The 26,122-nt window shown below is 72.2% G+C and carries 20 protein-coding genes and 1 tRNA gene; 9 read left to right on the top strand and 12 right to left on the bottom strand.

The annotated features are described in order from the left end of the window. Positions 1-96: 96 nt before the first annotated feature. The 4 genes from QSK03_RS23575 to QSK03_RS23560 all read right to left on the bottom strand — a co-directional run bounded on the left by QSK03_RS23575 (position 97) and on the right by QSK03_RS23560 (position 4,943). On the bottom strand, positions 97-708 hold the full coding sequence (locus tag QSK03_RS23575) for a class I SAM-dependent methyltransferase (RefSeq protein WP_285657318.1): 612 nt from the start codon (positions 706-708) through the stop codon (positions 97-99). A gap of 5 nt (positions 709-713) precedes the next feature. Continuing rightward, positions 714-1,685: a ribose-phosphate diphosphokinase gene (locus QSK03_RS23570; protein WP_285657380.1), complete on the bottom strand. Its 972-nt coding sequence runs from the start codon at positions 1,683-1,685 to the stop codon at positions 714-716. Between the two features lie 8 nt (positions 1,686-1,693). Further along, the gene (glmU, locus tag QSK03_RS23565; protein WP_285657315.1) at positions 1,694-3,169 is read right to left on the bottom strand and encodes a bifunctional UDP-N-acetylglucosamine diphosphorylase/glucosamine-1-phosphate N-acetyltransferase GlmU; all 1,476 of its coding nucleotides are present in this window, start codon (positions 3,167-3,169) and stop codon (positions 1,694-1,696) included. Between the two features lie 133 nt (positions 3,170-3,302). Continuing rightward, entirely contained in the window at positions 3,303-4,943 is a 1,641-nt protein-coding gene (locus QSK03_RS23560) for a GGDEF domain-containing protein (protein ID WP_285657313.1), read from the bottom strand. 163 nt (positions 4,944-5,106) lie between these two features. Between QSK03_RS23560 and QSK03_RS23555 the strand changes: the two genes are divergently transcribed. Further along, positions 5,107-5,874, top strand: a complete 768-nt coding sequence (locus QSK03_RS23555) for a phosphatase PAP2 family protein (RefSeq protein WP_285657311.1) — start codon at positions 5,107-5,109, stop codon at positions 5,872-5,874. Positions 5,875-5,893: 19 nt separating this feature from the next. Here the strand turns inward: QSK03_RS23555 and QSK03_RS23550 are convergent. Together QSK03_RS23550 and QSK03_RS23545 are read right to left on the bottom strand one after the other, a co-directional pair. Next, a tRNA-Gln gene (locus QSK03_RS23550) sits at positions 5,894-5,964 on the bottom strand. An 84-nt stretch (positions 5,965-6,048) separates the two neighbouring features. After that, positions 6,049-7,191 carry a heparin lyase I family protein gene (locus tag QSK03_RS23545; RefSeq protein ID WP_285657309.1) on the bottom strand — a complete coding sequence of 381 codons (1,143 nt, stop codon included), beginning with the start codon at positions 7,189-7,191 and terminating at the stop codon, positions 6,049-6,051. Between the two features lie 315 nt (positions 7,192-7,506). On the opposite strand from QSK03_RS23545, the gene QSK03_RS23540 reads away from it, so the two are divergent. Genes QSK03_RS23540 through QSK03_RS23520 form a run of 5 tightly spaced genes read left to right on the top strand, consistent with a single transcriptional unit; the run spans position 7,507 to position 12,943 of the window. Then, complete coding sequence (locus tag QSK03_RS23540) at positions 7,507-9,117, top strand: sugar transferase (RefSeq protein WP_352232029.1); 1,611 nt, start codon at positions 7,507-7,509, stop codon at positions 9,115-9,117. Positions 9,118-9,127: 10 nt separating this feature from the next. After that, on the top strand, positions 9,128-10,387 hold the full coding sequence (locus QSK03_RS23535; RefSeq protein WP_285657307.1) for a class I SAM-dependent methyltransferase: 1,260 nt from the start codon (positions 9,128-9,130) through the stop codon (positions 10,385-10,387). Next, entirely contained in the window at positions 10,384-11,226 is an 843-nt protein-coding gene (locus QSK03_RS23530; protein ID WP_285657306.1) for a sugar phosphate nucleotidyltransferase, read from the top strand. The genes QSK03_RS23535 and QSK03_RS23530 overlap by 4 nt, the downstream gene beginning before the upstream one ends. After that, the gene (locus QSK03_RS23525; RefSeq protein ID WP_285657376.1) at positions 11,226-11,882 is read left to right on the top strand and encodes a PIG-L deacetylase family protein; all 657 of its coding nucleotides are present in this window, start codon (positions 11,226-11,228) and stop codon (positions 11,880-11,882) included. The genes QSK03_RS23530 and QSK03_RS23525 overlap by 1 nt, the downstream gene beginning before the upstream one ends. A 35-nt stretch (positions 11,883-11,917) precedes the next feature. Beyond that, positions 11,918-12,943, top strand: a complete 1,026-nt coding sequence (locus QSK03_RS23520; protein WP_285657305.1) for an NAD-dependent epimerase/dehydratase family protein — start codon at positions 11,918-11,920, stop codon at positions 12,941-12,943. Here the strand turns inward: QSK03_RS23520 and QSK03_RS23515 are convergent. Continuing rightward, on the bottom strand, positions 12,901-14,211 hold the full coding sequence (locus QSK03_RS23515; protein ID WP_285657303.1) for a glycosyltransferase family 4 protein: 1,311 nt from the start codon (positions 14,209-14,211) through the stop codon (positions 12,901-12,903). The genes QSK03_RS23520 and QSK03_RS23515 overlap by 43 nt on opposite strands. Positions 14,212-14,411: 200 nt before the next feature. Next, positions 14,412-14,954, bottom strand: a complete 543-nt coding sequence (locus tag QSK03_RS23510; RefSeq protein WP_285657301.1) for a dTDP-4-dehydrorhamnose 3,5-epimerase family protein — start codon at positions 14,952-14,954, stop codon at positions 14,412-14,414. A 51-nt stretch (positions 14,955-15,005) separates the two neighbouring features. Between QSK03_RS23510 and QSK03_RS23505 the strand changes: the two genes are divergently transcribed. After that, a complete protein-coding gene (locus tag QSK03_RS23505) occupies positions 15,006-16,166 on the top strand; it encodes a methyltransferase C-terminal domain-containing protein (RefSeq protein WP_285657299.1) in 1,161 nt (386 codons plus the stop codon). Positions 16,167-16,169: 3 nt separating this feature from the next. On the opposite strand, the gene QSK03_RS23500 is transcribed toward QSK03_RS23505, so the two are convergent. Continuing rightward, positions 16,170-17,237 (bottom strand): glycosyltransferase family 2 protein, encoded by a 1,068-nt coding sequence (locus QSK03_RS23500; RefSeq protein ID WP_285657298.1) that lies wholly within the window; start codon positions 17,235-17,237, stop codon positions 16,170-16,172. Between the two features lie 470 nt (positions 17,238-17,707). On the opposite strand from QSK03_RS23500, the gene QSK03_RS23495 reads away from it, so the two are divergent. Both QSK03_RS23495 and QSK03_RS23490 read left to right on the top strand, forming a co-directional pair. Further along, complete coding sequence (locus QSK03_RS23495; protein WP_285657296.1) at positions 17,708-18,547, top strand: polysaccharide lyase family 20 protein; 840 nt, start codon at positions 17,708-17,710, stop codon at positions 18,545-18,547. Next, complete coding sequence (locus QSK03_RS23490; protein ID WP_285657295.1) at positions 18,544-19,548, top strand: hypothetical protein; 1,005 nt, start codon at positions 18,544-18,546, stop codon at positions 19,546-19,548. Before QSK03_RS23495 ends, QSK03_RS23490 begins: the two co-directional genes overlap by 4 nt. A 20-nt stretch (positions 19,549-19,568) precedes the next feature. On the opposite strand, the gene QSK03_RS23485 is transcribed toward QSK03_RS23490, so the two are convergent. From QSK03_RS23485 to QSK03_RS23475, 3 genes are all read right to left on the bottom strand, one after another. After that, on the bottom strand, positions 19,569-21,653 hold the full coding sequence (locus QSK03_RS23485; protein WP_285657293.1) for a lipopolysaccharide biosynthesis protein: 2,085 nt from the start codon (positions 21,651-21,653) through the stop codon (positions 19,569-19,571). Positions 21,654-21,966: 313 nt separating this feature from the next. Then, entirely contained in the window at positions 21,967-23,505 is a 1,539-nt protein-coding gene (locus QSK03_RS23480) for an O-antigen ligase family protein (RefSeq protein ID WP_285657291.1), read from the bottom strand. Between the two features lie 47 nt (positions 23,506-23,552). Beyond that, a complete protein-coding gene (locus tag QSK03_RS23475; RefSeq protein WP_285657289.1) occupies positions 23,553-25,985 on the bottom strand; it encodes a hypothetical protein in 2,433 nt (810 codons plus the stop codon). Positions 25,986-26,122 lie beyond the last annotated feature (137 nt).

Below are 26,122 nucleotides of genomic sequence, written 5' to 3'. Positions count from 1 at the left end.
GGCGACGGCTCTCGTGGAGATCACGAGCGCGTCATCCACCTCCTGCGGCACGCGAGGGTGCACAGCGCTCTCCTGATCTCCCCGACGACGTCGCGATCAGGGCGTGGCGACGCCGAGGTAGAGATACGACATCGGGCCCGGGCCGCGGAGGCGGTCGTGCTCCAGGCTCGTGACGTTCAGGCCGGCCCTGCGGACCAGCTCGTCGATGGGTCGCACGAGGTGACACCCCGCGAAGAGGCGCTGCTGGAGACCGTCGAGGCGGTGCTGCCAGCGGGCGGTGCGCGGATCGGGGGACAGGCCGTGCTCGAGGAAGAGCAGCTGCCCGCCCGGGCGCAGGACGCGGCGGACCTCGCGCAGCGTACGGTCGGCGTCCGGGATGGTGCAGAGGCTGAACGTGCTGACGACGGTGTCGGCGGCGGCGTCGGGCAGGTCGAGGTCCGCGCCGTCGAGGCCGACGAACGTCACGGGTACCGACGCCGCGGCCACCCGCTCGGCGGCGAGGCGCCGGGCCACGGCCGAGGGCTCGACCGCGCGCACCGACGTCACCGCCGCCGGGTAGAGGGGCAGCGTCGGGCCGCTGCCGAAGCCGAGCTCGACGACGTCGCCCCGCGCCGGCGCGAGCGCCCGCTCGCGCAGCGCGCGCACGTCCGGGGTGCCGAGGGCGAGGTCGGTGACGCGCGGGACGACGTGCTCGGCCCAGAGGCCCACGGACGTCAGGCGTTGCCGTCGAAGAGGTTCGTCACCGAACCGTCCTCGAAGACCTCGCGCACCGCGCGGGCGATCACCGGGGCGATGGAGAGGACGGTCAGCGTCGGGAAGCGCTTCTCGTCCGGGATCGGGAGTGTGTTGGTGACGATGACCTCGCGCGCCCCGCAGGTCGACAGCCGCTCGACGGCCGGGCCGGAGAGCACGCCGTGGGTGGCGGCGATGACGACGTCGGAGGCCCCGTCGTTGAGGAGCGCCTCGGTGGCCTTGGCGATCGTGCCGCCGGTGTCGATCATGTCGTCGACGAGGATGCAGCAGCGCCCGGCGACGTCACCGACGACGCGGTTGGCGGCGACCTCGTTGGGGCGCGTCTTGTCGCGGGTCTTGTGGATGAAGGCCAGCGGGACGCCGCCCATCATGTCCGCCCACTTCTCGGCGACGCGGACGCGGCCGGAGTCGGGCGCGACGACGGCGAGGTCGTGGTCGGCGTAGGTGTCGCGCAGGTGCTCGGCGAGGACCTTGTTGGCCAGCAGGTGGTCGACGGGACCGTCGAAGAAGCCCTGGATCTGGTCGGTGTGCAGGTCGATCGTCATGATCCGGTGCGCGCCGGCGGTCTTGAGCATGTCCGCGATCAGGCGGGCCGAGATCGGCTCGCGGCCCCGGTGCTTCTTGTCCTGCCGGGCGTAGCCGTAGAACGGCACGACCGCCGTGATGCGCTTGGCCGACGCCCGCTTCAGGGCGTCGATCATGATGAGCTGCTCCATGATCCACTGGTTGATCGGCGCCGTGTGGCTCTGGATCACGAAGGCGTCGGACCCGCGGACCGATTCCTGGAAGCGGACGAAGATCTCGCCGTTGGCGAAGTCGTACGCCGACTGCGGCGTGATCGACACGTCCAGTTCCTTGGCGATCTCCTCCGCGAGCTCCGGGTGGGCCCGCCCGGAGAAGAGCATGAGGCTCTTCTTCGGGGTCGACGACATGCTGACGGTCACGGGTCCTCCTGCGTGGTTCGCTCGTCGGCGTCCGCCGCCTTCTGCGCGGCCTCGGCCGCCTGGGCGGCGGCGGTGCCCGGGCGCTTCCTGGTCACCCAGCCCTCGATGTTGCGGTGCGGCCCCGACGACACGGCCAGCGCCCCGGGGGGCACGTCCTCGCGGACGACCGTGCCGGCGCCGGTGTAGGCGCCGTCGCCGATCTGCACCGGGGCGACGAACGTGTTGTCCGAGCCCGTGCGCACGTGCGATCCCACGACGGTGCGGTGCTTGGTGACGCCGTCGTAGTTGACGAACACCGACGAGGCGCCGATGTTGCTGCTCTCGCCGATCGTCGCATCGCCGACGTAGGTCAGGTGCGGGACCTTGCTGCCCTCGCCGATGCGGGCGTTCTTGACCTCGACGAACGTCCCGATCTTGCCGCGGGCGTCGAGCTCGACACCGGGTCGCAGGTAGGCGAACGGGCCCACCGAGGTCTCCGGGCCGATCCGCGACGACGACCCGTGGGTGCGCACGACGGCGGCCCGCTCGCCGACGGTGACGTCGGTGAGCGTGGTGTCCGGTCCGATCGTGGCGCCCTCGGCGACCGCGGTCCGCCCGTGCAGCTGGGTGCCCGGGTGCAGCGTGACGTCGCGCTCGAGGCGCACCCCCACGTCCACCCAGGTCGAGCGCGGGTCGACGACGGTGACGCCGGCGCGCATCCAGCGCTCGAGCAGGCGGCGGTTGAGCTCCGCGCCGAGCTCGGACATCTGCACGCGGTCGTTGACCCCGGAGACCAGCCACGGGTCCGCGGTCTCGACGGCGCCGACGCCGCGACCCTCGCGGGCGGCGGTCGCGACGACGTCGGTGAGGTAGAGCTCGCCCTGGGCGTTGTGGGTGTCGAGGCGCTCGAGCGCCTCGCGGAGGAAGGCGAGGTCGAAGGCGTAGACGCCGGAGTTCACCTCGGTGATCGCGAGCTGCTCGAGCGCCGCGTCACGGTGCTCGACGATCGCGACGACCTGGTTGTCGTCGTCCCGGACGACGCGGCCGTACCCGCTCGGGTCGTCGAGCTCGGCGGTGAGCAGCGTCACCGCGTAGTCCCCGTCGGCGTGCTCGGCCTGCAGCGCGCGCATCGTCGCCGTGTCCAGCAGCGGGACGTCGCCGTAGGAGACGAGCACGGTGCCGGTGAGGTCGCTCGGCAGCCGGGAGACGCCGCACGCGACGGCGTGCCCGGTGCCCCGGCGGCGGTCCTGCACCGCGGTGAGGACCTCGCGGTCGACCTCCGCGGCGAGCCCGAGGACGTGGCCGCCGACCTGCTCGCGCTCGTGGCCGACCACGACGACGAGGTGGTCCGGCGTGGTGCCCGCGGCCGCGTGCACGGCGTGCCCGAGCAGGGTGCGCCCGCCGACGGGGTGCAGGACCTTCGGGGTGGCCGAGTTCATCCGGGTGCCCTCACCGGCGGCGAGGACGACGACGGCGGTCGGGCTCGGCGGCATCGGCTCTTCTGGCTCCCACTCGTGCGCGGGCCGGCCCCGGGTCCGGGGCTCGCGGGCCGATCCTACGACCGCTGCGCCGCCGGTCCGGCGGGGTGTGCGCCGGGCGGCCCCGCGCGCCGGGCACCGCCCTCGGTCAGGCCTCCGTGAGCACCGCGTTCCCGCCCGCCCGCTTGACCGCGTACATCGCGGCGTCCGCGCGGGCGAGCACGGCGGCCACGGGCTCGCCCGGACGGGCCCCGACCACCCCGACCGACAGCGTCACCGCCCGGCCCCCGGCGCCCGCGAGCCCCGCGACGGCGCGGCAGGCCCGCCCGAGCGCCGCGCCGGCGTCGTCCACCGCGGTGTCGGGCAGGACGACGACGAACTCGTCGCCGCCGTAGCGGGCGACCAGGTCCGGGGCCCGCAGCGACGACCGCAGCGCCGCCGCGACCCCGCGCAGCACCTCGTCGCCGTGGGTGTGCGAGACGGTGTCGTTGATCTGCTTGAAGCCGTCCACGTCGATCATCGCGACGGCCGGGCCGAGCGCCTCGGACAGGCACCGGTCCAGCGCGCGGCGGTTGGGCAGACCGGTCAGCGGGTCGGCCAGGGCCAGCGCGGCCACCTGTCCGTGCTCGCGGCGCAGCCGCTCATGGGCGAGCCGCGTCCGCAGGGAGAGCGCGCGGGCGCGGTGCAGCGACCAGAGCTCCTCCTCCAGGTCGGCCACGTAGTCGCGCACGGCGGCGTCGACGCTGCAGGGCGCGCCGCCGGGCCCGGAGAGCCGCGCGCTCAGGCGGGCGAGCTCGCGGGTCACCGAGAGCATGAGGCTGGCCTCGCCCCGCGGCGGGCACGCACGCAGGCGGGTGAGCAGGGCGGCCGCCGCCTCGGTGTCGCCGGCGTGCTCGAGCGCGCGCGCGGCGGCCAGGTGCGTCACCAGCCGGTCGTGCTGGGACGAGACGAGGTCGCCACGGGCGAGGGCCTCGGCGTCGCGGCGGGAGGCCTGGCGCGCGGCGGCGGTCGTCGCGACCCCGGGCGCGGTCCGGGCGAGCACCGTCGCCGCCCGCAGCAGCGGCAGCTCCTCCGGCGCGGCCCGGCGGCGCATGTCCTGGGCGACGGCCGCCGCGCCGGTCATCCGGTCCTGGCCGCGACGCCCGGCGCGCTCGAGGCGCAGGCCCCAGGAGACGCCGAGGCGCACCCGCTCGTAGGCGAGGGCGCCGCTCTCCCGGGACGGGTCCCCGGCCCCGGCCTCCTCCAGCAGCGGCTCGGCGAGGTCGTGCATCCCGAGCGAGACCAGGGTGCTCGCGGCCAGGCGCCGCGAGCAGCACACGTTGCGGTGGTGCTCGGCGACGGTCGGGGCGAGGTCGGTCAGGACCGGCTCCTCGAGGTGCGCCAGGCCCGCCGAGACCGCCGCGAGCGCGGCGTCCTCGTCGTCGCCGAGCAGCGCGCGGCGCGCCACGAGCATCTGGGCGTCGGCGCCGAAGAGCGTCAGGCCGTGGTCGGCGCTCAGGGCGATCAGCTCGTCGAGCCCGCGCTCGTCGGCGTGGTCGAGCGCGGGGCCGTCCGGCGCGGCGGCCAGCAGGACGCGGGCGACCAGGGTCTGCCGCAGCACCAGGGCGTGCAGCCCCGGATCGCCCTGGACGCGCGCCTCGTCGAGCAGGGCGTCGAGGACGGCGAGGCTGCCCCACGGGTCGGGGGCGGGCACCCGCGTGGCGGCGAGCGTGGCGGCGCCGGCGCGCCCGACCAGCTCGTCCCGGCGCGCGGCGGGATCGGGCGCGACCGTCGTGCGACCCGGGAGCATCGCCCACCTCCGGCTCCGCGCGACCCCGTCGGGGTCCGGCGTCCGACGATCGGGCGGTTCGGTGCGCCCCGGCGTTGACGCTGCGCCGACCGTCGGACGTCACTGTCCTCCGTCGCGGGGAGGCCGCTGAACCCACCCCGGGGGTACGGCATCCTTGCCGCCCATGCCGCGCTCGATCATGGGCTCGTCCCCCGGTCCGTCCGGCCTGGTCCCCGACGGCCGCACACCCCTCGTGGTGGCGGCGGTGCGCCGCCGCGTGGTGATCGCCATCGGCGTCGCGGCGGCGATCACCGCCGTGCTCGGCTGGCGGTACGCCGGCGACTCGGGGGCCGGTCGCGCCGACACCCGGATCACCGAGGTCCTCGACGACCAGCCCGGGATCGCCCACTCCCTCGCGCGGGGGTTCGCCGCGCTCGGCGGCCCGCTCCCGGTGGTCGTCGCGCTCCTGCTGCTGGCGCCGCTGGCCTGGTACCTGCGCCGCGGGCGCGGCCTGGGCCTCGTGCTCGCCGGTCCGACGACGGCGATGGTCGTGACGTCGCTGGTGCTCAAGCCGTTGGTCGAGCGCACGCGCGGCGGCGAGCTGGCGTTCCCCAGCGGGCACACGACGTCGGTGGCCTCGATCGCCGTGACCTGCGCGGTGCTCGTGCTCGGCCTGCCGACCCTGCCGCGCGCGCTGCGGCTGTGCGCGGTCGCCGGGCTCGCGGCCCTCGTCGTCGCGGTCGGCCTCTCGCTGGTGGTGCGTGGGATCCACTACCCGACCGACACCCTCGGCGCGCTCGGGGTCGCGGTCGCCGTGGTGCTCGGCGTCGCCCTCGCGGTGGACGCGTTCGCGGACGTCGTCCACGATCCGGGCCCGGACCCGCGGGCGTTCGACCCGCGGGAGAGGCCGACCGACGTCCTGCCGCGCGTGGGGTCGTCGCCGGAGCACTGAGCGACCGCCGGGCGCACCGCTCCGCCGCCTGGATTCGAACCAGGATCATCGGAACCAAAATCCGAGGTGTTGCCCTTACACCACGGCGGATCGCCCGCTGCCGCGGGACCCCGCCATGGTCCCACGCAGGAGGGCCCGCTTCTCAGCCGCGGGTCTGGCGCCGTTGGCGTTGAGTCAGCTGCGGCTGCGGCGCCGATGGTGCAGCGAGCCCGCCGTGGACAGCACGACGACGAGGAGCAGGCCGCCGGCCACCCACAGGATCGTCTCGGACGACCCGCCTCGGCCCCCGCCCGAAGGCCCGCTGGTCGGATCGCTCTCGGTCGGGATGGCCGCGGATGGCGAGCCCGGCGATTGGACGGAGGCGAGAGTGGGCCCGACCCGTAGCTCGTCGAGCCACAGATTCCCCGGGGCGTCGATCGAGGTGTCGCGATAGATGCCGACCTTCAGGTAGTCGGCGTTGTCGAGCAACGTGCCGCTCGGAGGGTGGTAGCCCACCAGGACCTGGCGGCCGTCGCGCCACACGTCCACCGTTCCCTGGTCGGGATCGCGGGAGAACGCGATCCGCAGGGTCAGGTCCACGCGATCGCCACCGCTTACGGGACCGAGGTCCTGAAGGTCGGTTCCTTCCGCCGCGAGCATCAGGCGACCGTCCCGGACCTCGACGGCCACCGGCGGCGATCCCGAGTCGGCGAAGTGGTGCCACTGCAGGATGAGCTGCCAGGTCCTCGTGTCGGTCGGGAAGTCGGGCGCGAGCAGCGCCCCATAGGTGTAGTACTGGACGTCGCCCTCGACCTGGTTGGGAATCCGGGGCTGCATCTCCGAGCGCTGGGCGCCGCCCGGGATGTCGAACTCGACGGCGTCCTGTCCCGGCTTGTCGGGTGAACGGACCTGTTGCGGCGACCCGTCCTGCTCGTCGTAGTCGTTGCGCGAGAAGCCCGAGAACAGGTTGCCGGAGGGCGGCAAGACCCAGATCGGGGCATTGTTCGACGGCGTCGGCGACGATGCGAGGGCCGGCGCGGCGCTGATGAGGACGAGGAGTCCGAGTGCGAGCGCGACGGCAACCGCGGAGCCGACGAGCCCGCGACGTGTCATGTGACGCGGGACGGCGGGGGTGCTCCGCAAACTGGGCTCCAACCCTGGTGATCGACCGGGTGCCGGGCGGTGTCGACGCCAGGGCGCGCGTGGTGCGCTCGACCACGCCTCGTACGTAACGGTGCGCGCCCCGCATTCGACGATACCCAGCGCCGAGGTGAAGCCGACGTCGGACGGCGGTGACGAGCACTCGGCACGTGATCTCGATCTCCCGGCGACGATCATCGGAGGGGTACCGCCGGGCTGGTCGCCGCCATTGCTGCCATGGGGGTGACCACCGGCGACAGGGCTCGCGGGACCTGTACGGGAGGATGCGTCCTGCCGCGGGGCCGGTCGCCCGTCCGGGCAGTCGGCGCCGTGTGCTCGTGACCTCCCGCCCGTCGGTCGCGTTGTGGAGAGGGGGTGTTGCCGGTGCCGGATCACGTCCGTGGCTCGGGGCAACCCGAGGCCGACTCGGACGTCTCACGTCCGAGGAAGGCTGTCCATGCCGACGAGGTGCGAGGGGTGGACCCCCACCCTGCAACCCACGACGGGGGCGACGTGACGAACGGACGAGCAGAGCTCGGCGAGCAGCACGATGTGCGCACGCCCGCCGAGGAGCTGGCCGACGACCTCGGGATGGCGGTCGCCGCGCCGGCGACCCCGGAGCCCGATGTCTTCGTCGAACCAGCGCCCACGGCGCCGGGGTTCGTGCGCATCTGGGAGGACGAGGGCCCGGAGCAGCCGGGCAGCGTGGCGGTCGCGACCAGCTGGCAGCGCAAGTTCGCGCTCGCGGTGGCGGCCTCGGACATGGCGACGCTCGCGGTCTGCGTCCTCCTCGGTGCCCTCATCGGTTTCGGCGAGGGCACCGAGGCACCGTGGAGCTCGAATCCGTGGACGCTGGCCGGCATCGTCGCGGTGGTCGTGCCGCTGGCGATCGTCGCGTGCCGTGCCTGGGACCCCCGCACGCTCGGCCAGGGCGCCGAGGAGTGGAGCCGCCTGATCCGGGCGTTCGTCTCCGCGGCGATCGTCCTGGGCCTCGGCGGGCTCGCCTTCGAGCGCCTGGGCGTCCGCCCCTGGGTGTTCGGCGTCCTCCCGGTCGCCGGGCTCGTCGCGATGGCGGGCCGCTACATGTTGCGCCGCTGGCTGCACCAGGCCCGCAAGCGCGGGCGCGGGATGCTCCCGGTGCTCGCCGTCGGCACCGAGCAGGCCGTGCGCGACCTCATCGAGCGCACCCGCCGCGTGCCGCACATGGGCTGGGTCGTCATCGGGGCCTGCACCCCGACCGGGCTCGGCGAGGAGGGGCAGGGCCACGTGGCCGGCGTCCCGGTCATCGGCGACCTCGACGACCTGTCCACCAGCGTCGGCAGCGGGCGCTACGGCGTGGTCGCCGTGGCCCCGACGCCCGGCTGGAGCCCCAAGCGCCTGCACCGCCTCGCGTGGGATCTCGAGGGCACCGGCTCCGAGCTGGTGGTCGACCCGGGCCTCATGGAGGTCGCGGGCCCGCGACTGCACGTCGCGCCCGTCGACGGGCTGCCGCTGCTGCGCCTCACCGAGCCGCGCCTGTCGGGCGTCCCGCGGGTGTTCAAGCTGATGTTCGACCGGATCACGACCGCGGCGATCCTGCTCGTGCTGCTGCCGGTGTTCGCGGTGATCGCGCTGATCGTCAAGCTCGACGGGGGTCCGGTGTTCTACCGCCAGACCCGTGTCGGTCAGCGCGGGCGGACCTTCAAGATGATCAAGTTCCGGTCGATGGTGCCGGACGCCGACAAGCTGCGGGAGAACCTCCTGGCCGGCACGAACGACGGCTCCGGGCCGCTGTTCAAGCTCCGCAGGGACCCGAGGGTCACCCGCATCGGCCAGCTGCTGCGCCGGTACTCGCTCGACGAGCTGCCGCAGCTGCTCAACGTCCTCGGCGGCTCGATGTCGCTGGTCGGCCCGCGCCCGCCGCTGCCCGGCGAGATCGAGGCCTACACGGACGCCGCCAAGCGCAAGTTCCTCGTGCGCCCGGGCATGACCGGCCTCTGGCAGGTCAGCGGCCGGTCGGACCTCTCCTGGGAGGAGTCGGTCCGCCTCGACCTGCGCTACGTGGAGAACTGGTCGCCCGCGATGGACCTGGTGATCATGTGGAAGACGGTCTCCGCGGTGTTCCGCGGGGACGGCGCCTACTGAGACGGGACCCTTGGACAAGATTCTCTGCCGGCTCTGCGGCTCGGCCGACCTGGCCAGCTTCGTCGACCTCGGCGCGACGCCCCCGTGCGAGCTCTTCCTCACCGCGGAGGGCCTCGAGGCCCCCGAGCAGACGTTCCCGCTGCACCCCCGGGTGTGCCGGTCGTGCCTGCTGGTGCAACTGCCCCCGCTGATCGACCCGGACGAGACGTTCACGGAGTACGCGTACTTCTCGTCGTTCTCGACGTCCTGGGTCGACCACGCGCGGCGCTTCGTCACCGCGGCCACCGAGCGGGCCGGGCTCGGCCCGGACTCGCTGGTGGTCGAGGCGGCCAGCAACGACGGCTACCTGCTCCAGCACGTGGTCGCCGACGGCATGCGCGCGGTGGGCATCGAGCCCAGCGTCAACGTCGGCCAGGCCGCCCGGGAGAAGGGCGTGCCGACGCTGACCGCGTTCCTCTCGCCCGAGACCGGCGCCGCGGTCCGCGAGGAGCACGGCCCGGCCGCGCTCGTCGTCGCGAACAACGTCTACGCGCACATCCCCGACCTCGTGGGCTTCACCCAGGGGCTGCGGGCGATGGTGGCCGACGACGGCTGGGTGTCGATCGAGGTGCAGCACCTGCTCACGCTGGTGCGCTACCGCCAGTTCGACACGATCTACCACGAGCACTTCCAGTACTACACGGTCGGCACGGCGCAGAAGGCGCTGCGCTCGGGCGGCCTGGAGCTGGTGGACGTCGAGCTGGTGCCGACGCACGGCGGCTCGATCCGGTGCTGGGCGCGACCCACCGAGCTGGGCCAGCAGCCCTCGCAGGCCGTCGCCGACGTGCTCGCCGAGGAGGCCGCGGCCGGGCTCGACACCGTCGAGGGCCACGCCGGCTTCGCGGGCGAGGTCTCGCGGATCCGCAACGACCTCGTGCGCTTCCTCGTGGACGCTGCGGACGCCGGGAAGACCGTCGTCGGCTACGGCGCCCCGGGCAAGGGCAACACCCTGCTCAACTACTGCGGCATCCGTCCCGACCTGCTCGCGTACACGGTCGACCGCAACCCCTACAAGCACGGCCGGTTCACCCCGGGCACGCGCATCCCGATCCACCCGCCGGAGCGGATCGACGCCGACCGCCCGGACTACGTGCTCGTGCTGCCGTGGAACCTGCGCGACGAGATCACCGCGCAGCTCGCGCACGTCGCAGACTGGGGCGGGGCGCTCGTCTTCCCCATCCCCTCCCTGCAGGTGGTCGCACCCGGCTCTGGCAAGGTTCTCGAACCGTGAAGGTCGTCCTCTTCTGCGGCGGATTCGGGATGCGGATGCGCGACGGCGACTCCGACGTCCCCAAGCCCATGCAGATGGTCGGGCCGCGCCCGCTCATCTGGCACGTCATGCGCTACTACGCCCACTTCGGGCACAAGGAGTTCATCCTGTGCCTGGGCTACGGCGCCCACCACATCAAGGACTACTTCCTCGACTACCGCGAGACCGAGTCGAACGACTTCGTGCTCCGGGAGGGCGAGCTGGAGCTGCAGAGCTCCGACATCGCCGACTGGACGATCCACTTCGTCCACACGGGGCTGGAGTCGCCGATCGGCGAGCGGCTGCGGCGGGTGCGCCACCTCGTCGAGGGCGAGGAGATGTTCCTCGCGAACTACGCCGACGTCCTCACCGACGCCCCGCTCGACGCGATGGTCGACAAGTTCCGCGCGAGCGACGCCACGGCGTCGCTGCTGGCGGTGCCGCCCCAGGCGGTGTTCCACATCGTCGACGTCGACGGTTCGGACCGGGTGAACTCGATCTACCCGGTGACCGACATGCACATCCGGGAGAACGGGGGCTACTTCGTGCTGCGCCCCGAGGTCATCGATTACATCCCGGAGAACGGCGACCTCGTCGGCGACGCCGGGATGACGCTGGCCAAGGAGGGCAAGCTGCTCTCGTATCCGTGGGAAGGCTTCTGGCAGCCTGCGGACACGCTCAAGGAGCGCAACGCCCTCGAGGCGTCGTACCGGGCCGGCACCCGGCCGTGGATGGTGTGGGAGAAAGCCGCCCGCGCGATCGACCGGCCGCCGCTGGAGAGCCTCGTCGCCCAGGAGCTCTCCGAGCGCGACACCTCGTGATGCGCGCGCTGCGCCCCGAGTCGCTGGACGAGCTGGTCCTGCTCGCGGCGCACTGCGACGACATCCCCCTCGGGGCGGGCGGCACGCTGCTGACCCTGTGCCGGGCGCGCCCGGGGCTGCGTGTCCGGGCCCTCGTCCTGTCGGGCGGGGGCACCCATCGCGAGGACGAGGAGCGGGCGGCGCTGGCGGCGTTCACCCCGGGTGCCGACCTCGAGGTCACCGTGCTCGACATGCCCGACGGGCGGCTCCCGACCCACTGGGAGTGGGCCAAGGAGCAGCTCGAGGCGTTCCGCCGGACCTGCGAGCCCGACCTGGTCCTCGTCGGCCACCGCGGTGACGACCACCAGGACCACCGCGAGCTCGCGCGCCTCGTGCCCACCGTGTTCCGCGACCACCTGGCGCTGGGGTACGAGATCCTCAAAGCCGAGCCGGACCTGAGCCAGCCCCCGCTGCTGTGGCCGCTGGAACCGGACGTGGTGGCCGACAAGGTCCGCCTGCTGCACGAGTCCTACCCGTCCCAGGTCGGCCGCGCGTGGTTCGACGAGGAGACCTTCCGGGGCCTCGCGCGGGTGCGCGGGGTCCAGGCCGGAGTGCGCTACGCCGAGGGGTTCCACCTGACGCGGGCGCTGCTGGCGGCCCCCGTACCGTCGACCTGACGCTCTACGAGTCACACGAAGGAGGGACCGCCCCGATGCGCGTCCTGCTCACCGGACACCAGGGCTACCTCGGGACCCTGATGGCGCCGCTGCTGACCGCGGCCGGGCACGAGGTCACCGGGCTCGACTCGGGCCTGTACGCCGGCTGCGTGCTCGGCGACCTGCCCGCCCCCGAGCCGCCGGCCCTCGCGGTCGACCTGCGCGACGTCACCGTCGACCAGCTCGCCGGGTTCGACGCCGTCGTGCACCTCGCGGCGCTGTCGAACGACCCGCTCGGCGCGCTGGCGCCCCAGCACACCTACGACATCAACCACCACGCCTCGACCCGCCTGGCGCGCCTGGCCAAGGAGGCCGGGGTGTCGCGCTTCGTCTACGCGTCGACGTGCTCGGTGTACGGCGCGTCGGGCACCGAGGACGTGCTCGACGAGGAGGCGCCGATGAAGCCGGTGACCCCCTACGCCGAGTCGAAGGTGCGCGTCGAGGCCGACCTCGTCGACATGGCCGACGCCGACTTCGTGCCGGTGTCGATGCGCAACGCGACGGCCTTCGGCTTCTCGCCGCGCCTGCGCGCCGACATCGTGCTCAACAACCTCGTCGGCCACGCCCTGCTGTCGAACCGCATCCTCGTCATGAGCGACGGCACGCCGTGGCGGCCGCTGGCGCACGCGCAGGACATCGGCGGGGCCGTCGTCGCCGCGCTGGCCGCGCCCGCGGACACGGTGCGCGCGCAGGCGTTCAACGTCGGCTCGACGGAGAACAACGTGCAGGTGCGCGACATCGCCGACGCGGTGAAGGTCGCGGTGCCCGAGGCCGAGCTCGTCATCACCGGCGAGACCGGCGGTGACCCGCGCTCCTACCGCGTCGACTTCACGAAGATCGGCAAGTTCCTGCCGGAGTTCCGGCCCGCCTGGTCGGTCGCCGACGGCGCCGAGGAGCTGATCCGCGAGTACCGCGCCCGCGGGCTGACGCAGGAGGCGTTCGACCGGCGCTTCACCCGCCTCGCCGTCCTCAAGGACCGTCAGGAAGCCGGCACCCTCGACGGCGCCCTGCGCCCAGCCTGACCGTCGAGAAGGGTCGTGCCTGCGGTTCGCACCGCAGGCACGACCGTCTCCGCCGTCCGATGCGCCGGCACGCGCGACGGGTGTCCGGCGATGAGGCTGCTCCAGCGGTGCCCGATCGACTCCCAGCGGTAGTGACGCGCGACGAGCTCGTGGGCCGCCCGGCGGAGGCGCTCGCGGAGACCGGGATCGTCGAGGAGACGCAGGATCGCCCTCGCGAACTCGTCGCCGTCGTCGGCGCACACGAGGTGCTCCCCGTGGCGGGCCTGAGGTACCGCCTCGACACCGAGGGTCGTGGAGACGACGGCGAGCCCGAGCCCGAAGGCCTCGAGGACCTTGTTCTTGAGCCCACTCCCGGTCTGCATCGGGTTGATCATGATGGGATAGCGGTCGACGACGGCAGGGAGGTCGTCGACGTAGCCGGTGAGAACGATCGATGGCTCATCGGCCGCGAGCGACTCGAGCCATGCGGGGGGATCGGACCCGACCACGCAGAGTTCAACGTCGGAGTCCCGGAGCCTTGGCAGGTAGACATCCTCGACGAAGAACCGCAGAGCGTCGCGGTTGGGATCGAATGCCTGGTTCCCCCAGAACACGACACCCCGGCGCGACCCGGGCGCGGGGAGCGGGCGGACGTACGCCTCGTCGAGGCCATTGGGAACCGTCAGCACCTCACGGTGCCGCGCGCCGCCCACCGCGCGCGAGTCGGCGTCGTTGATCGTGGTGACGAGATCGAATCGACGAGCGAACAGCCGTTCGGTCCGACGCTTGCGTGCGATGTCCAGGACGCTGTGCAGCCGCTCGAGCGCACACCGACGGTGCTGCGCGCCGGCGCGTGCGCGCTCAGCGGTCAGCGTGGCGCTGTCGCACACGTCGAGGGCGAGGACCGGTCCACTCAGGGTGGCGGCGAGTTCGGCGGCCTCGCCGCCGAACACCACGACGTGAGTGATCCCCAGTGTGCGAACGATCCCGTGCAGCCTCGCGCGCGCACGAGCGAACCCGGTGGGATGGGTGAGCTCGACGTAGTGGGTGTTCGATGTCCGGACGTGGCGCCGCAGCAGGCGTCGCTCCGTCGCGAGCGGCTCGAGCTCCTCGACGCTGTCGAACACGTCGTCGGGATCGAGGCCACCTGCGTCCCGGTCGAGAGGCTCGAGCGGCGCGATCACGAGGTGGACCTCGCCGGGCAGGAAGGTGCACAGGTTGGCGACCCGCAGGTCGTAGCCACTCAATCGCGACTCGATACGGCGCGACGTGAGGATCAGGAACCGCATCGTGCCTCGCTCGGGGTCGGGTCGTGGGATGCCGGACCATAGCGAGCGCTGCGTAGTCGAATCATGACGGGGTGTGCTGTCATGTCACGCGAATCCGCAGGTCAGAGAGCGTGACGGGGGCCGATACCCGTGATCGGGACCGACAAACCACCGAGAGGTGTGACAACGTCGGCTGCCGCCGCAGCCACAGCAGCTCCAGCTCAGAGGGACGCGACGAGGTCCGCCCAGGACGGGGCGCCGAGGTCTCGCTCGGAGATCGCCGTGACCTCCTGGGGCCAGGCGATCGCGAGATCCGGATCGTCGTACGCCACGCCGAGATCCTCGCCAGGCGTATGAGGGCGATCGATGCGATAGCAGACGTCGGCGACGTCGGACAACGCCTGAAAGCCGTGCAGCAGGCCCGGCGGTACGTAGAGGTGCCAGAACTCCTCGTCGTCGAGCCGGAACGACTCCACCGTCCCGAACGTCGGCGAGTCCGGTCGGGCGTCGACGAGGACGTCGAGCACCGCCCCGTGCGCCACGCGGACCAGCTTCGCCTCGCCGCGGCCCCGGCGCCCGTGCATACCGCGGATCGTGCCCTGCCGCGAGCGGGACTGGCTGTCCTGTGCCTCCGGGCCCAGGTCGATGCCGTGCTCCGCGGCGATCGCCGTGTCGAACGTGCGGGTGAACAGTCCCCGGTCGTCGCGGTGCGGCATCGGGACGAGCACCCGCACCCCGTCGATGCCTGCTGTGCGTACCTCCACACCCCGGAGCCTCTCATCCCCGCCGCGAGCGCTCCTGACAGGATCGGCGGCGTGAGTCACCGCGTCCCGGACCCCACCTGCCGCTGGTGCGGCGGCGCCGACGGCACGATCGTGCTCGACCTCGGCGACCAGCCCGCCGCGGACCACTTCCCGGCCGTCGACGACCCGGGCCCCGACCCGGTGCATCCCCTGCGCATGTGGCTGTGCGCCGGCTGCGGCCTCGCCCAGCTCGCCGAGGACCCGACGACGCCCGAGGAGCCGCGCGGCGCCGAGCCGGACGCCCTCGTCGCCCAGGCACGGGACGCCGTCGCGCGGGTGCAGGCCGCCGGCCTGCTGCCCGAGGGCGGGACGGTGCGCGAGTTCGGCAGCCCGCACGGCGGCTCGTGGCTCGACCTCCTCGGCGCGGCCGGCCTCAAGGAGAGCCCCGACGAGCCCGCCGACGTGGTGATCGACTGCTTCGGGCTCATGCACGCCGCCGACCAGCGGGCGGGTCTCGCCGAGCGCTTCGCGGCGACGGCGCCCGGCGGGGTGCTGCTGCTGCAGTTCCACACGCTCGCCGCGATCGTCAGCGACGGCGGCTGGAACGCCCTGCGCCACGGGCACTTCGCCTACTACGCGACGCCCGTGCTCCTCGGGATGCTCGGGGAGCTGGGTCTCGACGTCACCCACGGCTTCCTGTTCGACCTCTACGGCGGCACGGTGCTGCTCGCCGCCCGTCGCCGCGACGACGACGGCCCGCGCGACCAGGCCGGCGTCGACGCCCTCCTGGAGCGCGAGGCGGCCCTCGGCGTCACCGATCCCGGCGCGGTCGGCGCCCTCGAGGAGGCCGCGGGCCGCAGCGCCGAGGAGCTGCGTGCGCACCTCGAGTCCTCCCGCGCCGCCGGGCACGCGGTCCTGGGCTACGCGGCCGCGTCGCGGGCGGTGCCGTTGCTCAACCGCGCCGGCATCGGGCCCGACCTGCTGCCAGCTGTCGCGGACGCCTCGCCGGGCAAGCAGGGCCGGCGGTTCCCGGGCGTGCCCGTGCCGATCCTCCCGCCGTCCGCGGTCGCCGAACGCCGTCCCGACGAGGTCGTGCTGTTCGTGACCGACATGCTCGCCGAGATGCGCCGGACGATGCCCGAGGTCGAGGCGAACGGCGGGAGCTGGGTCGTCGTCGACCCCGTCGTCAAGCGGATCCCGACCGCCAGCGGAGGTTCGCCCGAACCTCGCTGAGCCTCAGAGGTGGGATCGGCCCCACTTGCGGGCCGCGATGACGTCGAGCACGCGCCGGGTGATCTCCTGCTTCCACGGCCGGAGACGACGGAGGACGCCGGGCGCGAGGGCAAGGCCGAGGGCGATCGCCGCGGCACGCGGTGTGCGTCGCTGCGCGAGAGCGGCGCGGGCGGCCTGGCGAGCGGCTGGGATGTCGCCGTCGAGGAAGGCCCACCGCGCTCGCCGAATCGACGACACGTAGCGCAGCCGACGTACGGCGACATCCAGAGCCGCGAGATCCTCGGGGCGCCCCGAGGAACGGGCGGCCCGTGTGAAGGCATGGACCGCCTCGTCCTCGAACACGTCGACGCTCCCCGGAGCGTGGGACATGGAGTCAGCTCGGACCCGGTATCGGCCGAGCACGTCCGGGATCGCGCGGACCGACCAGCCACCGGCCACGAGGCGCAGCCAGAGGTCCAGGTCTTCGACTCGTGGCGTGTCGGAGTCATGGCCGCCGACACCGCGCCAGGCCTCGCGGCGGAAGGCGCCCCCGTAGTACAGGAACTGCTGCTCCATGATGTCGGGGAGCGTCAGGTCGCCCGTGGGAACGTTGCGTCGAGCGACACCGGAGTTCTGGACGAAGGTCTGGGCGAACAGCCGCAGGGTGCCGTCCTCGAACATCTCGGCGTCCGGGCTGAGGACATCGACCTCGGGGCTCGACTCGATCGCCTTGGCCATGTCCTCGCAGTAGTTCTCGACGACGAGATCGTCGCTGCAGAGGGGGACGAACCAACGACCGTGGGCAGCGTCGGCCGCGGCGTTGATGCCGCCTCCGTACCCACTGTTCTCCTGACGGATGAGCCGGATTCGTGGGTCGTCCGTGTAGGGCGCCACGATGGCGGCCATCGCATCGACGTTGCCGTTGTCCACGACGACGGCTTCCCAGTCGGGTCGCGTTTGAGCGATCAGCGAATCGAGGGTCTCGCTGATCCAGGGCTCCGTGCGGTAGGCCGGGATCAGGAACGTGAAGAGCGGAGTCGATGCGCTCGACTCCCTGTCGCCCATCGGCTCCTCATCCGTCGCCGTGCCCACCGACGTTGCGGTGGAGCCGGATGATGTCGTCACAGGTCCTCTCCGAGACAAGACTGGCCTGTCGGTTCGGCGGGGCAGGAGCCCCGTCACGACTATAGCGGCGAGCCTCCCGCCGTCCCGCCGTCGGTGTCACCTCCCGTCCGTTCTCTTCCGCCGGTGGTCGCGAGACACGCACCGTCCGTCCGTGACGGGCTCGTCGGCGCGTTCACGGACGGATGGAAGTAGCCCGTCCGGGGATCGCGAAGTCGTGTGGCGAGCAGCAGGTTTCGGTCTGAGGGCACCCGTCACGACCTGCGCATCTCCGATGCTGCCCACGGCCGCCGTCGTCAGCGGCCCGCCCGTCGCCGGAACGTGGCTCTTGCGGCGCTCTCGATCAGCGGTCAATCCTGCGCGCCGAACGGTAGATCAATGTTGCTCGTGTTGTCCGCTGCGGCTGGTGATGCGATGAGCGGTGAGATGAGAGGCACGCGATGGCGAGAAGCGGTCGAGGGGACGTGTGCTCTGGGGATTCGGTTCGCCGGGGATGGCGCGTGGCTGGGGTGGCACTGGGGTGGGCCGTCCTCGGACTCGCCGGCGGGGTCGGGGGAGTGCCGGCGGCGACAGCCGCGCCCGGTATCCCGGTCACGGGTCCCGAGGTGTTCGTGGGCGACTACGAGACCGGGAACTTCGCGCAGTGGACGACGTGCCAGACGGCGACCGTCAACGGCGAGTGCGGAGGATTCGGGCAGGGCGACCGAACGATGCGGATCGTCACGGACGACGTCCGCCAAGGCCGGTATGCCGCGGAGTTCGACCTGAAGCCCGGCGACGTCCCCGACTTCGGCGGCGGGGAGCGCGCCGAGGTGCAGTCCGATGCGGGCGGCGCAGTCGTCAAGGACGGCGACGAGCGTTGGTACCAGTGGTCGATGAAGTTCCCGGCGGACTTCCAGAACCCCACCGGCGTGTGGTTCATCGTGATGCAGTGGCACGCCGGATCCGGCTCCCCGCCTCTCGCCATCAACATCAGCGACGAGGGGACCGTCGACATCGGGGGCGACGGTCTCAAGGGTGAGCCTCGGCCCACGATCGGGCCGGTCCGTCGCGGAGAGTGGGTCGACTACACGCTCCACGTGAAGTTCTCCCGCGATCACGACGCCGGCTTCGTCGAAGCATGGGAGAACGGGCAGCAAACGGTGCCGCGCACGAGTCGCGCGTCGATGACCAGCGACTCCAACTACCTCAAGCAGGGGATCTACCGCGACAGCGGTCCCGCGACGTCGGTACGCATCGACGGCCTCCGGGTGACGGCGCCGGGGACGGCCCTCCCGTGAGCCGCCTCGCGCGTCTGGTCGTGCCCTTGGTGTGCTTGCTCGTCCCCCTCGTGACGGCGACGAGCACCGCCGTGGCGGCGCCGTCCGGCTCATCGACACGCGACGTCTACCAGCGCCCCTTCGCCTGGAACTCCGTCTGGAACCTCCCGCTCGCCCGTAGCGCGCAGTACAAGCCGTTCGACGCGAAGTTCGGTGACATGTACGCCGACGTGGAGAACATCTCGGTCGACCCCCAGGCGCCGCCCCGGGAGCTCAATGGTGAGCCCGGAGGGCGCGTGCTCGTCGACCCGGAGCTCGCCGCGGACGGTAGCTGGAACAACTGCTCGACCCTCCTGGCCGACACACCGGACCGCATGACCGTGGTCCAGGGCCAGCCGATGACTCTCGAAGCCGGGGGCGACCCGTCGTGGGATCACGGCTGGAAGCCGCAGTCGCTGACCGGGGACGGGATCGAGGGCTGCCACGGCGGGTCCGGGATGTCGGGGATCGGAGGCACCATCCGGGAGGGCGAGCTCTCGGGGGCCGCGCCACTCCAGCACGCGCTCAAGTTCAGCCTGCCCTGCACCACGAGCTGCTCCACCGAGGGCGGCGGCTTCCGCTGGCCCGCCGTGAAGGCGGACTCCGGCTACGAGGGCAAGTACGGCGGCGCGGACCCCGAGGTGCGCATGGGCTCCCTGCTCGCGCTACCAGCGGACACCGACCTGTCCGGGATCACCGAACCCGACGTCCGGAAGGTCGCCGAGGCCCTCAAGACCTACGGAGGCTACGTGGTCGACGAGACCGGCGGCGCCCCGTCCGGCTCGTTCGACGTGCAGTCCACCGCTCTCGACGAGTTCCCGAACATCAGCTCCGAGCAGATGCTCGACATGCTGAAGAAGCTGGCGGTGGTGACGAACAGCGCGCCGGCCACGCCCGGCGGAGGCGCTCTCGGCACCCCGCGGCTGGCGGGTTGCGCTGGCCCGTTCGCCGATGGCACCGGTGGCGCACCCTCGGGATGCTGACCGGTGACGCCCGCTTCGTCCTACTCGTCTGGGTCGGGAGGAACGGGTCGGTCCGGGTCGCTGTCACGGCGGGCCGGTTGCACTCGCACCATCGGCACGATGCGCCGCGCGGGGCCACTCTCCTCCTCAGGGCGTCCGTTCTCGGATCGACCGTTGGGAGGGCTCTCTGCAGGAGGCTCGTCGTCAGGGGCGACGTCTGACGCCCGGATCTCCCGGGTCGCGTCCGATCCGATCGGCCCGGGACGGGGGTTCGGGGGAAGAGCGGTCGTCGGAGCGTCGAGCCCCGCCTTGACGAATCGCTCGGCACGCTCGGCGGGAGTGCTCGTGGCCGATCCGTCTCCCGGCGTGCGGACGGGTGCGGTCGCGGACGGGACCGGAGTCGTCGGCGACACGGAGCCGACCGGGTCCGGTGTGACGGGAAGGGGCCGGCGCGGGATCCGGCGCAGGGGTGTGTAGACCTGTTCAGTGGGCCCGTCCAGTCCGAACATCGGGAGCACGACGGTCGGTGCGTCGTAGAACCCGCTGCCGGCATCGGGCAGCGGGCCGTCGGGATCGCCGCCCCTGCTCGCGGCCCCGTCGTCGTCCCCGTCGTCGTCCCCGTCGTCGGCTCCTCCGCGGCCCGCGCGCCGCACGAGGGCGTCGCGCACCTCCCGAACGGCCTCCGGAGCCATCAGATAGAGAAGTCCGACGAAGATGCCGAGCAGGAGCAGGCCCTCGCCCGCGAGGAGGAGAAGTGCCAGGACGATGGGTCGCTCGTCGGCATGGACGAACCAGTGTTCCACGAGCCCCACGAGGGTGCCGGCGACGGCTGCGGCGACGAGCGGGGGAACCAGGACCGTCGCGAGGTCCCGCACGCTCACCGCCGCGAGGCGTCGCGCCAGCATCAATCCGGCGAGACCGGCGACGATGCCCTCGATCGACGCCGCGAGACCGACGCCGAGCAGACCGAGAGGGATGAGGGCGAGGAGGCCGCCGAGGCCCACCACCAAGGTGATGCCGGTCAGCCAGTTGAGCTTCGCGCTCTGACCGGCCCCCTTGATCGACTCGAAGCCGATCGCGCTCATGGCGGTGCCGGGACCGTATCCCGCCATGGCAGCTACGAAGAGGCCGGCGGGTCGCCACTCCTCGCCGAGGAGGACGACGATGAGTGGTTCCCCGAGCGCGATGAGGACGGCTGCGAACGGTACCGAGCCGGCCCACAACATCCGGAGCGAACGGAGGAATCCGTGCTTGAACCGGGTGATGTCGGACGCGATGCGCGCGAACGCGGGGAAGAGGACGTAGGACGCGACCTGGATGATGGCCTGGCCCGGGAGGATGCCGATGCGGCGGCCGTAGCGGTATTGCCCGGCAGAAGCGATGTCGAGTCGACGGCCGACGAGCGCCTGCTGGACGAGGTCGCGGAGGTCCTCGACGATGCTCGACAAGATCAGTGGTGCCGCGTAGCGGGCCATCTCCCGCCAGATGCGGAAGGTGAACGTGCCCCTCCCCGGTCGCCACTTGGCCAGGGCCCAGCAGGCGATCAACGTCGCGAACTGCGAGGCGTACAGACCGATGACCATGCCCCAGACGCCGAATCCCAACAGGACGGCGGTGACGGCGACGATGGCGAAGGTGCCGGCCGTCGTCGGGTCGACGATCAGGCGCCGCTTGAAGTTGAACCGCCGCTGCATCAACGCCTCGGGCACGTTGAGCAGAGAGTGGATGAGGAGCGTCCCGCACGTCGCCGCGCAGATCAGTCCGACGAGACGATCGTCGAAGTACAGCGCGAGGACAGGCGCGGCGGCCAGGGCGCTGAGCGACATCAGGGTGCCGGTCACCAGACTGATCCAGAAGGCCGTGTTCGCGGCGTCCTCGACCTCGCGCTCACGCTGGATCAGCGCTGCCCTCATTCCCCCGTCGGACAGCGTCGTGAGGAAGTTGGCGAACAGCGTCCCCAAGGTGAACGTGCCGATCTCGACGGGGCTCAGGATGCGCGCCACGACGATCGTCTGCGTCAGCGAGATGAGCTGGGTGAAGACGAGGGCGACCGCCGCGAACGACGCACCGCGTCGCAGTTTGGATTCGAGGCCCTCGAGGGAAGGGTCGTGCTCGCTGTCAGGCACCGATGACCGCGCTGCGGCGGAGTCCGCGACGGCCGTCGTCGTCGCGGACCCCGGGTCGGCGGACGACGGGACGCCCGCCGGGGGCCCGTCGACCGGCTCGTTCGGCGGTGGCAAGCTCATCGGTCCCAGGTCGCGGGCGTGGAGTACCGGAACCCTCTGACGCCCGGCCCGCCCGCCGGGTGGGCGCCTTCCCCCAGGGTAACGACCCGCCCGGGCGACCGATCCGCTCGGGCGGGTCGGGAGTGATCACCGGCCTTCACGGTGAGCCGGTGTGGGTGCCGCCCGTTGAGTGCTGACAGGTCGGGGTGATCGCTCACCGGACCGGATGGGGGGAGGCGGCGACGGGACGGGCAGCCGCACGGGCAGGCTCGCCGGCAGGGTGGTCGTCGAGCCAGCGCTGTTGGTCGTCCAGCGACATTCCTGTCGGCAGTCCGCCTCCCACCACGCCCGGTCGAGGGCGGCGGGTCGCCTGGTCGTCCCGATGGCGCTCGAGGGCACCGGCGACCATCCCGGCGAACATGAAGGGGAGGATCATGGCGAAGTCGAGGATGCGGAGGTCCACGGTCAGACCATTGACGATCATGGTCACCATCGCGGACGCACCGACGAAGGCGAAGGCGCTGCCGAGGTAGGTGTCGCGCGGCAGCTCGCGCATCGCCCGCCAGAGCATCCAGACGACCGCCACGATCACAGCGAGCCACATCAACACACCCGGGATGCCGAGCTCCGCGCCGATCCCGAACTCGTTCTCGTGGGAGATGATGGCGTAGCCGGCATCCCACGGCACATCCTGCGACCACGCGACGTGGTGGTCGGTGTTGTAGAACTGGAAACGGGCCAGGCCGATGCCGACGAACGGGTGCTCACCCATGGCGCGCATCGCCGTCGCCATCAGGTTGAGGCGGTCGTACACCTCGGTCGATGACCCCACACCGCCGTCGGACCGATCGCTCGAGAAGATGCTCGACGCGTTGGCGGCGACGCCGATCATGCCCAGGACGGTGAACGCAACAAATCCGCGACGCCACCCGGGGGCGAGCAGGATCCCCATACCGAGCACGACGATCAGAGCCAGCAACGCCGCACGGGTGTGGGTCAGGTACACCGAGTACGCGTTCGCGGCCGCGAGTCCGTACAGGACGACTTGGACGGACCGCTTCACTCCTGGCCTACTCGCCAGGAAGAGACACACGACGAACCCGATCACGAGGATCACGCCGTTAACAACCGGCTGGTTGAAGATGCCGTTCGCGCGACCTTCCCAGTTCGGGGCATCCACGATGTAACGCGGCCACACCAGCGACTTCGGACCGTGGAACTGCAGGATGCTGACCCAGGACGAGTACGCCGCCATGGCGACCGTGGTCCAGAGGAGCCACCGCGCACCCCGCTCGTCGTCGATCACGCTTTTCGCGATGACGTAGACGAGGAACGGCAGAAGGACACCCGTATAAATCCAGCGGTAGACAAGGATGGGGGCGCCAGTGACCGGCTCGATCGCCTCGACGGGGTGCGGGAGCAGCCAGGACAAGATGTTCCAGGCCAGATAGACCGCCATCAGCCACTCGACCGCTCCGAGCTTCGGCGGCATCTTGGCATGTCGCGCGATCGCGAGGGTGAGCGAGACGAGCAGGAGGATGACCGCCGGGGTGAGGGCCTCGGTGGAGACGATCTCCCTCTGCGCCAGCCGGAAGAACGACGCCGCCAGGACGAGCAACAACGCGAGCAGCGGATCGCTGAGCACGACGTAGGCGACGACCGCCCCGACGGCCGCGCCGGCGAGAAGCGTCCCGACGTCCCCGGGCGCAGTGGCAGCCAACCCGATGACGACGAGACAGACCGCGCCGATCACGAGGGACTCGGCTCGTGTCACGGCGCGCCGACCCCGGGGGAGGATGCTCACTTCTCCCTACGCATGGTCACGGTCGGCGCGGACAGCGAGTCCGACCGCTTGCTGGGCTGGTCACCCTTGCCCGAAGTCGCACCGGTGGGTTGGGGCGTCGGTCGGGGCGCCGGTCCCGGCTTCCCGGCGTTCCCGTTACCGCCCGCCGGCCGTGAGCTGGTGAAACGGGCCGTCCCGATCCTCTTGGCGCCCTCGGGTGAGCCGGGAGTGGTAGCGGGCGAGGACGCCTTCGGCGTGGCGGGCGGGCTGTTGTCACCCGACGGAGCGCCGCCGGGCGGAACGGTCCCGGACGTGCCGGGCTTCGTCGTCGGCTTGGGTGCCGCGGCGGGCGAGGCCGCATCTGCCGGCGTCGGCTTCTTCGGTGCAGAAGGTGAGGGTGTACCCGGCGATGGCTTCGGGGTGGGTGTCGGCGTGTTCACCCCGCCGGGCCGTGCCCCCTGGGGGCCGCCGCCGTTCGGCGGCTCGCCTCCCGGCTTCGGCTGGGGCGACGGCTTGACCCCCTCGGAGCCGGTGCGACGCACCACCCGGGCGGACGGTCCGGGGACGGCGTCCGGACCGGGCTGCTGGCCCCCGGGAGCGGGCTTCGATCCAGGCGCCGCACCTCCCGGCGCCTGGGCGGCCGACGACGCGTTCGGGGACCGACCCGCGCCGCCCGGGCTCGGGCGGTTCCCGAGGGCACCACCTCCGGCCACAGGCTCATCCTTCTCAGAACGCTGCCCGGGAGCGGCCCCACCCGAGGCCTTCACGTCCGGCGCAGCCGCCGTCCCGTTGACGCCACGCACGCCCTGATCCGGGGGAGTCGGGCGGTGCGAGCCGTTCGTGCCGTTCGCCGCGCCGGTCGGTGCGGCGCTCGCCGTCGTGGTGACGCCGCCGACGACTCCCTCACGGCTGAAGGACTCGCGAGCTTCCTCGAGCTTCTTGGCCGAGATCGGCGCCGTGCGATCGGCCGGCGGGACCTGCTGGCCGCCGGGACGCGGGCCCGAACCCCCCGAGCCACCGGGCCCGCTCTGCGGCGAGGGGACGGGCCGGGGCGGAGGTGGGCCTGCCGGGAGTTGCACCGGAGCCCAATTTCGCTCCGACAGAAAACCGGGATCGACCATCTGGTTCGGGTTGCGGACGAGGACGACGCCCAACGCCGTCGAGCCCGTACGGCCGAGGGCATCGAGCGCCGACGAGGCGTCCTTGGCGCGGGTCTCGCCCTCCTCGAGCACCAGGAGCGCGCGGTCGGCGACGGCGCAGACGACCTGGCCCTCGACCGACTCGACCGGCGGCGCGTCGATGATGACGAGATCGGCGAGCGCGATGCCCTGGGTGACGAGGCGCTGCACGTGCGTCTTGGAGAAGAGCGCGAACAGGTCGTCCCGCTTGCTTCCCGGAGGGGATACGAGCAGGGCTCGGCCATTGGTGAAGATCTTGCCGTCGACCCGGCTGCCACCGCGCTCGGCCAGGAAGTCGGCGACACCGGAGAGCGTGGAGAGCTCGGAGGGCAGCGGGTCGGCTTCGAGGTCCGTCTGCAGGAGCAGGGTGGTCTGTCCCTGGAGAGCCCGGAGACCGGCAAGGGCGACGGCGACCCGGGACTTCGACGCCCGACTGGTGTACGGCCCGGTGAGTGCGAGCGCGCCGGGAGTGGGCATGCCGTACGGATTGGTGAGCCCCGTGAGAGAACGCAGGAGCTGCCCGCGACCGTCCTCACCGCTGCGGCGGCGACCGCCCACGACCGCGAGCACCGCAAGCCCGAGGCGATCACGGACCTCGTTCGGGGTGACGATCCGGTTCTCGAATCGGCCCAGCGCGATGGCGAGCAATGCTCCGAGAAGCACACCGCCGAGTGCCGCGGCGCCCGCATTGCGCAGTGCGTTCGACGGGTTCGACGAGACGCCGGCATTGAGCTGGAGGTCCTGGAGCTGGTTGGTGCCGCTCTGCAGGTTCGAGATCGCATCCTGGAGCCGACCGACCTCGTCGGAGTTGTTCTGTGCCCGCGCCGCGTTCAGCTGGCCGGTGAGCTGCTGGATCTGCGCGGCGCTGTTGCTCTGCAGGCCCTGGTTGACGTCATTGCGGAGCGCCACAGCCATCTTCGTGGCGGAATCCTGCGCCACGTCTGCCGTGTCGGCGGTGGCCTCGACGTAGACGATGGGGCTCGCTGCGGCGATGCGGGCGTTGAGGGTCACCGTCGTCGGCACTCCGGCCGACTGGCGGAGAACTTCCTGAGACGACGCCTGGTTGAAGTAGTCGGCGTAGCCCTGGGCCAGCACGGTGTCCTGCTCGGGCGCACGGTCCACGGAGACGATCGTCAGCGCGGCGCGCCCGGTGTAGGTCGTGCCCTGGAGCAGGGCCGCTCCCAACGCACCCCCGGCGGCCAGGAGACCGATGACGAGGATCAGCACCCACCGGCGGCGGATGCGGTCCCACTGGATCAGGAGCGGGCTCATTACGTGCCTTTCGTCCGATCGCCTCCGGCGCGCCGCCCGAGGATGGTGCGCCGGCACATCGTAGTGTGACGGGCTGTTGCTCCAGGCCCGAGTCAAGCCTGCACGGCACCCCGAACGGTAGCGAACCGACCACCCCG

This window comes from Actinomycetospora sp. NBRC 106375, from assembly GCF_030269665.1.
In the GTDB taxonomy this organism is placed as follows: domain Bacteria; phylum Actinomycetota; class Actinomycetes; order Mycobacteriales; family Pseudonocardiaceae; genus Actinomycetospora.
The sequence above is the reverse complement of the archived record's forward strand: the minus strand, read 5'-3'. Positions and strand labels throughout refer to the sequence as shown.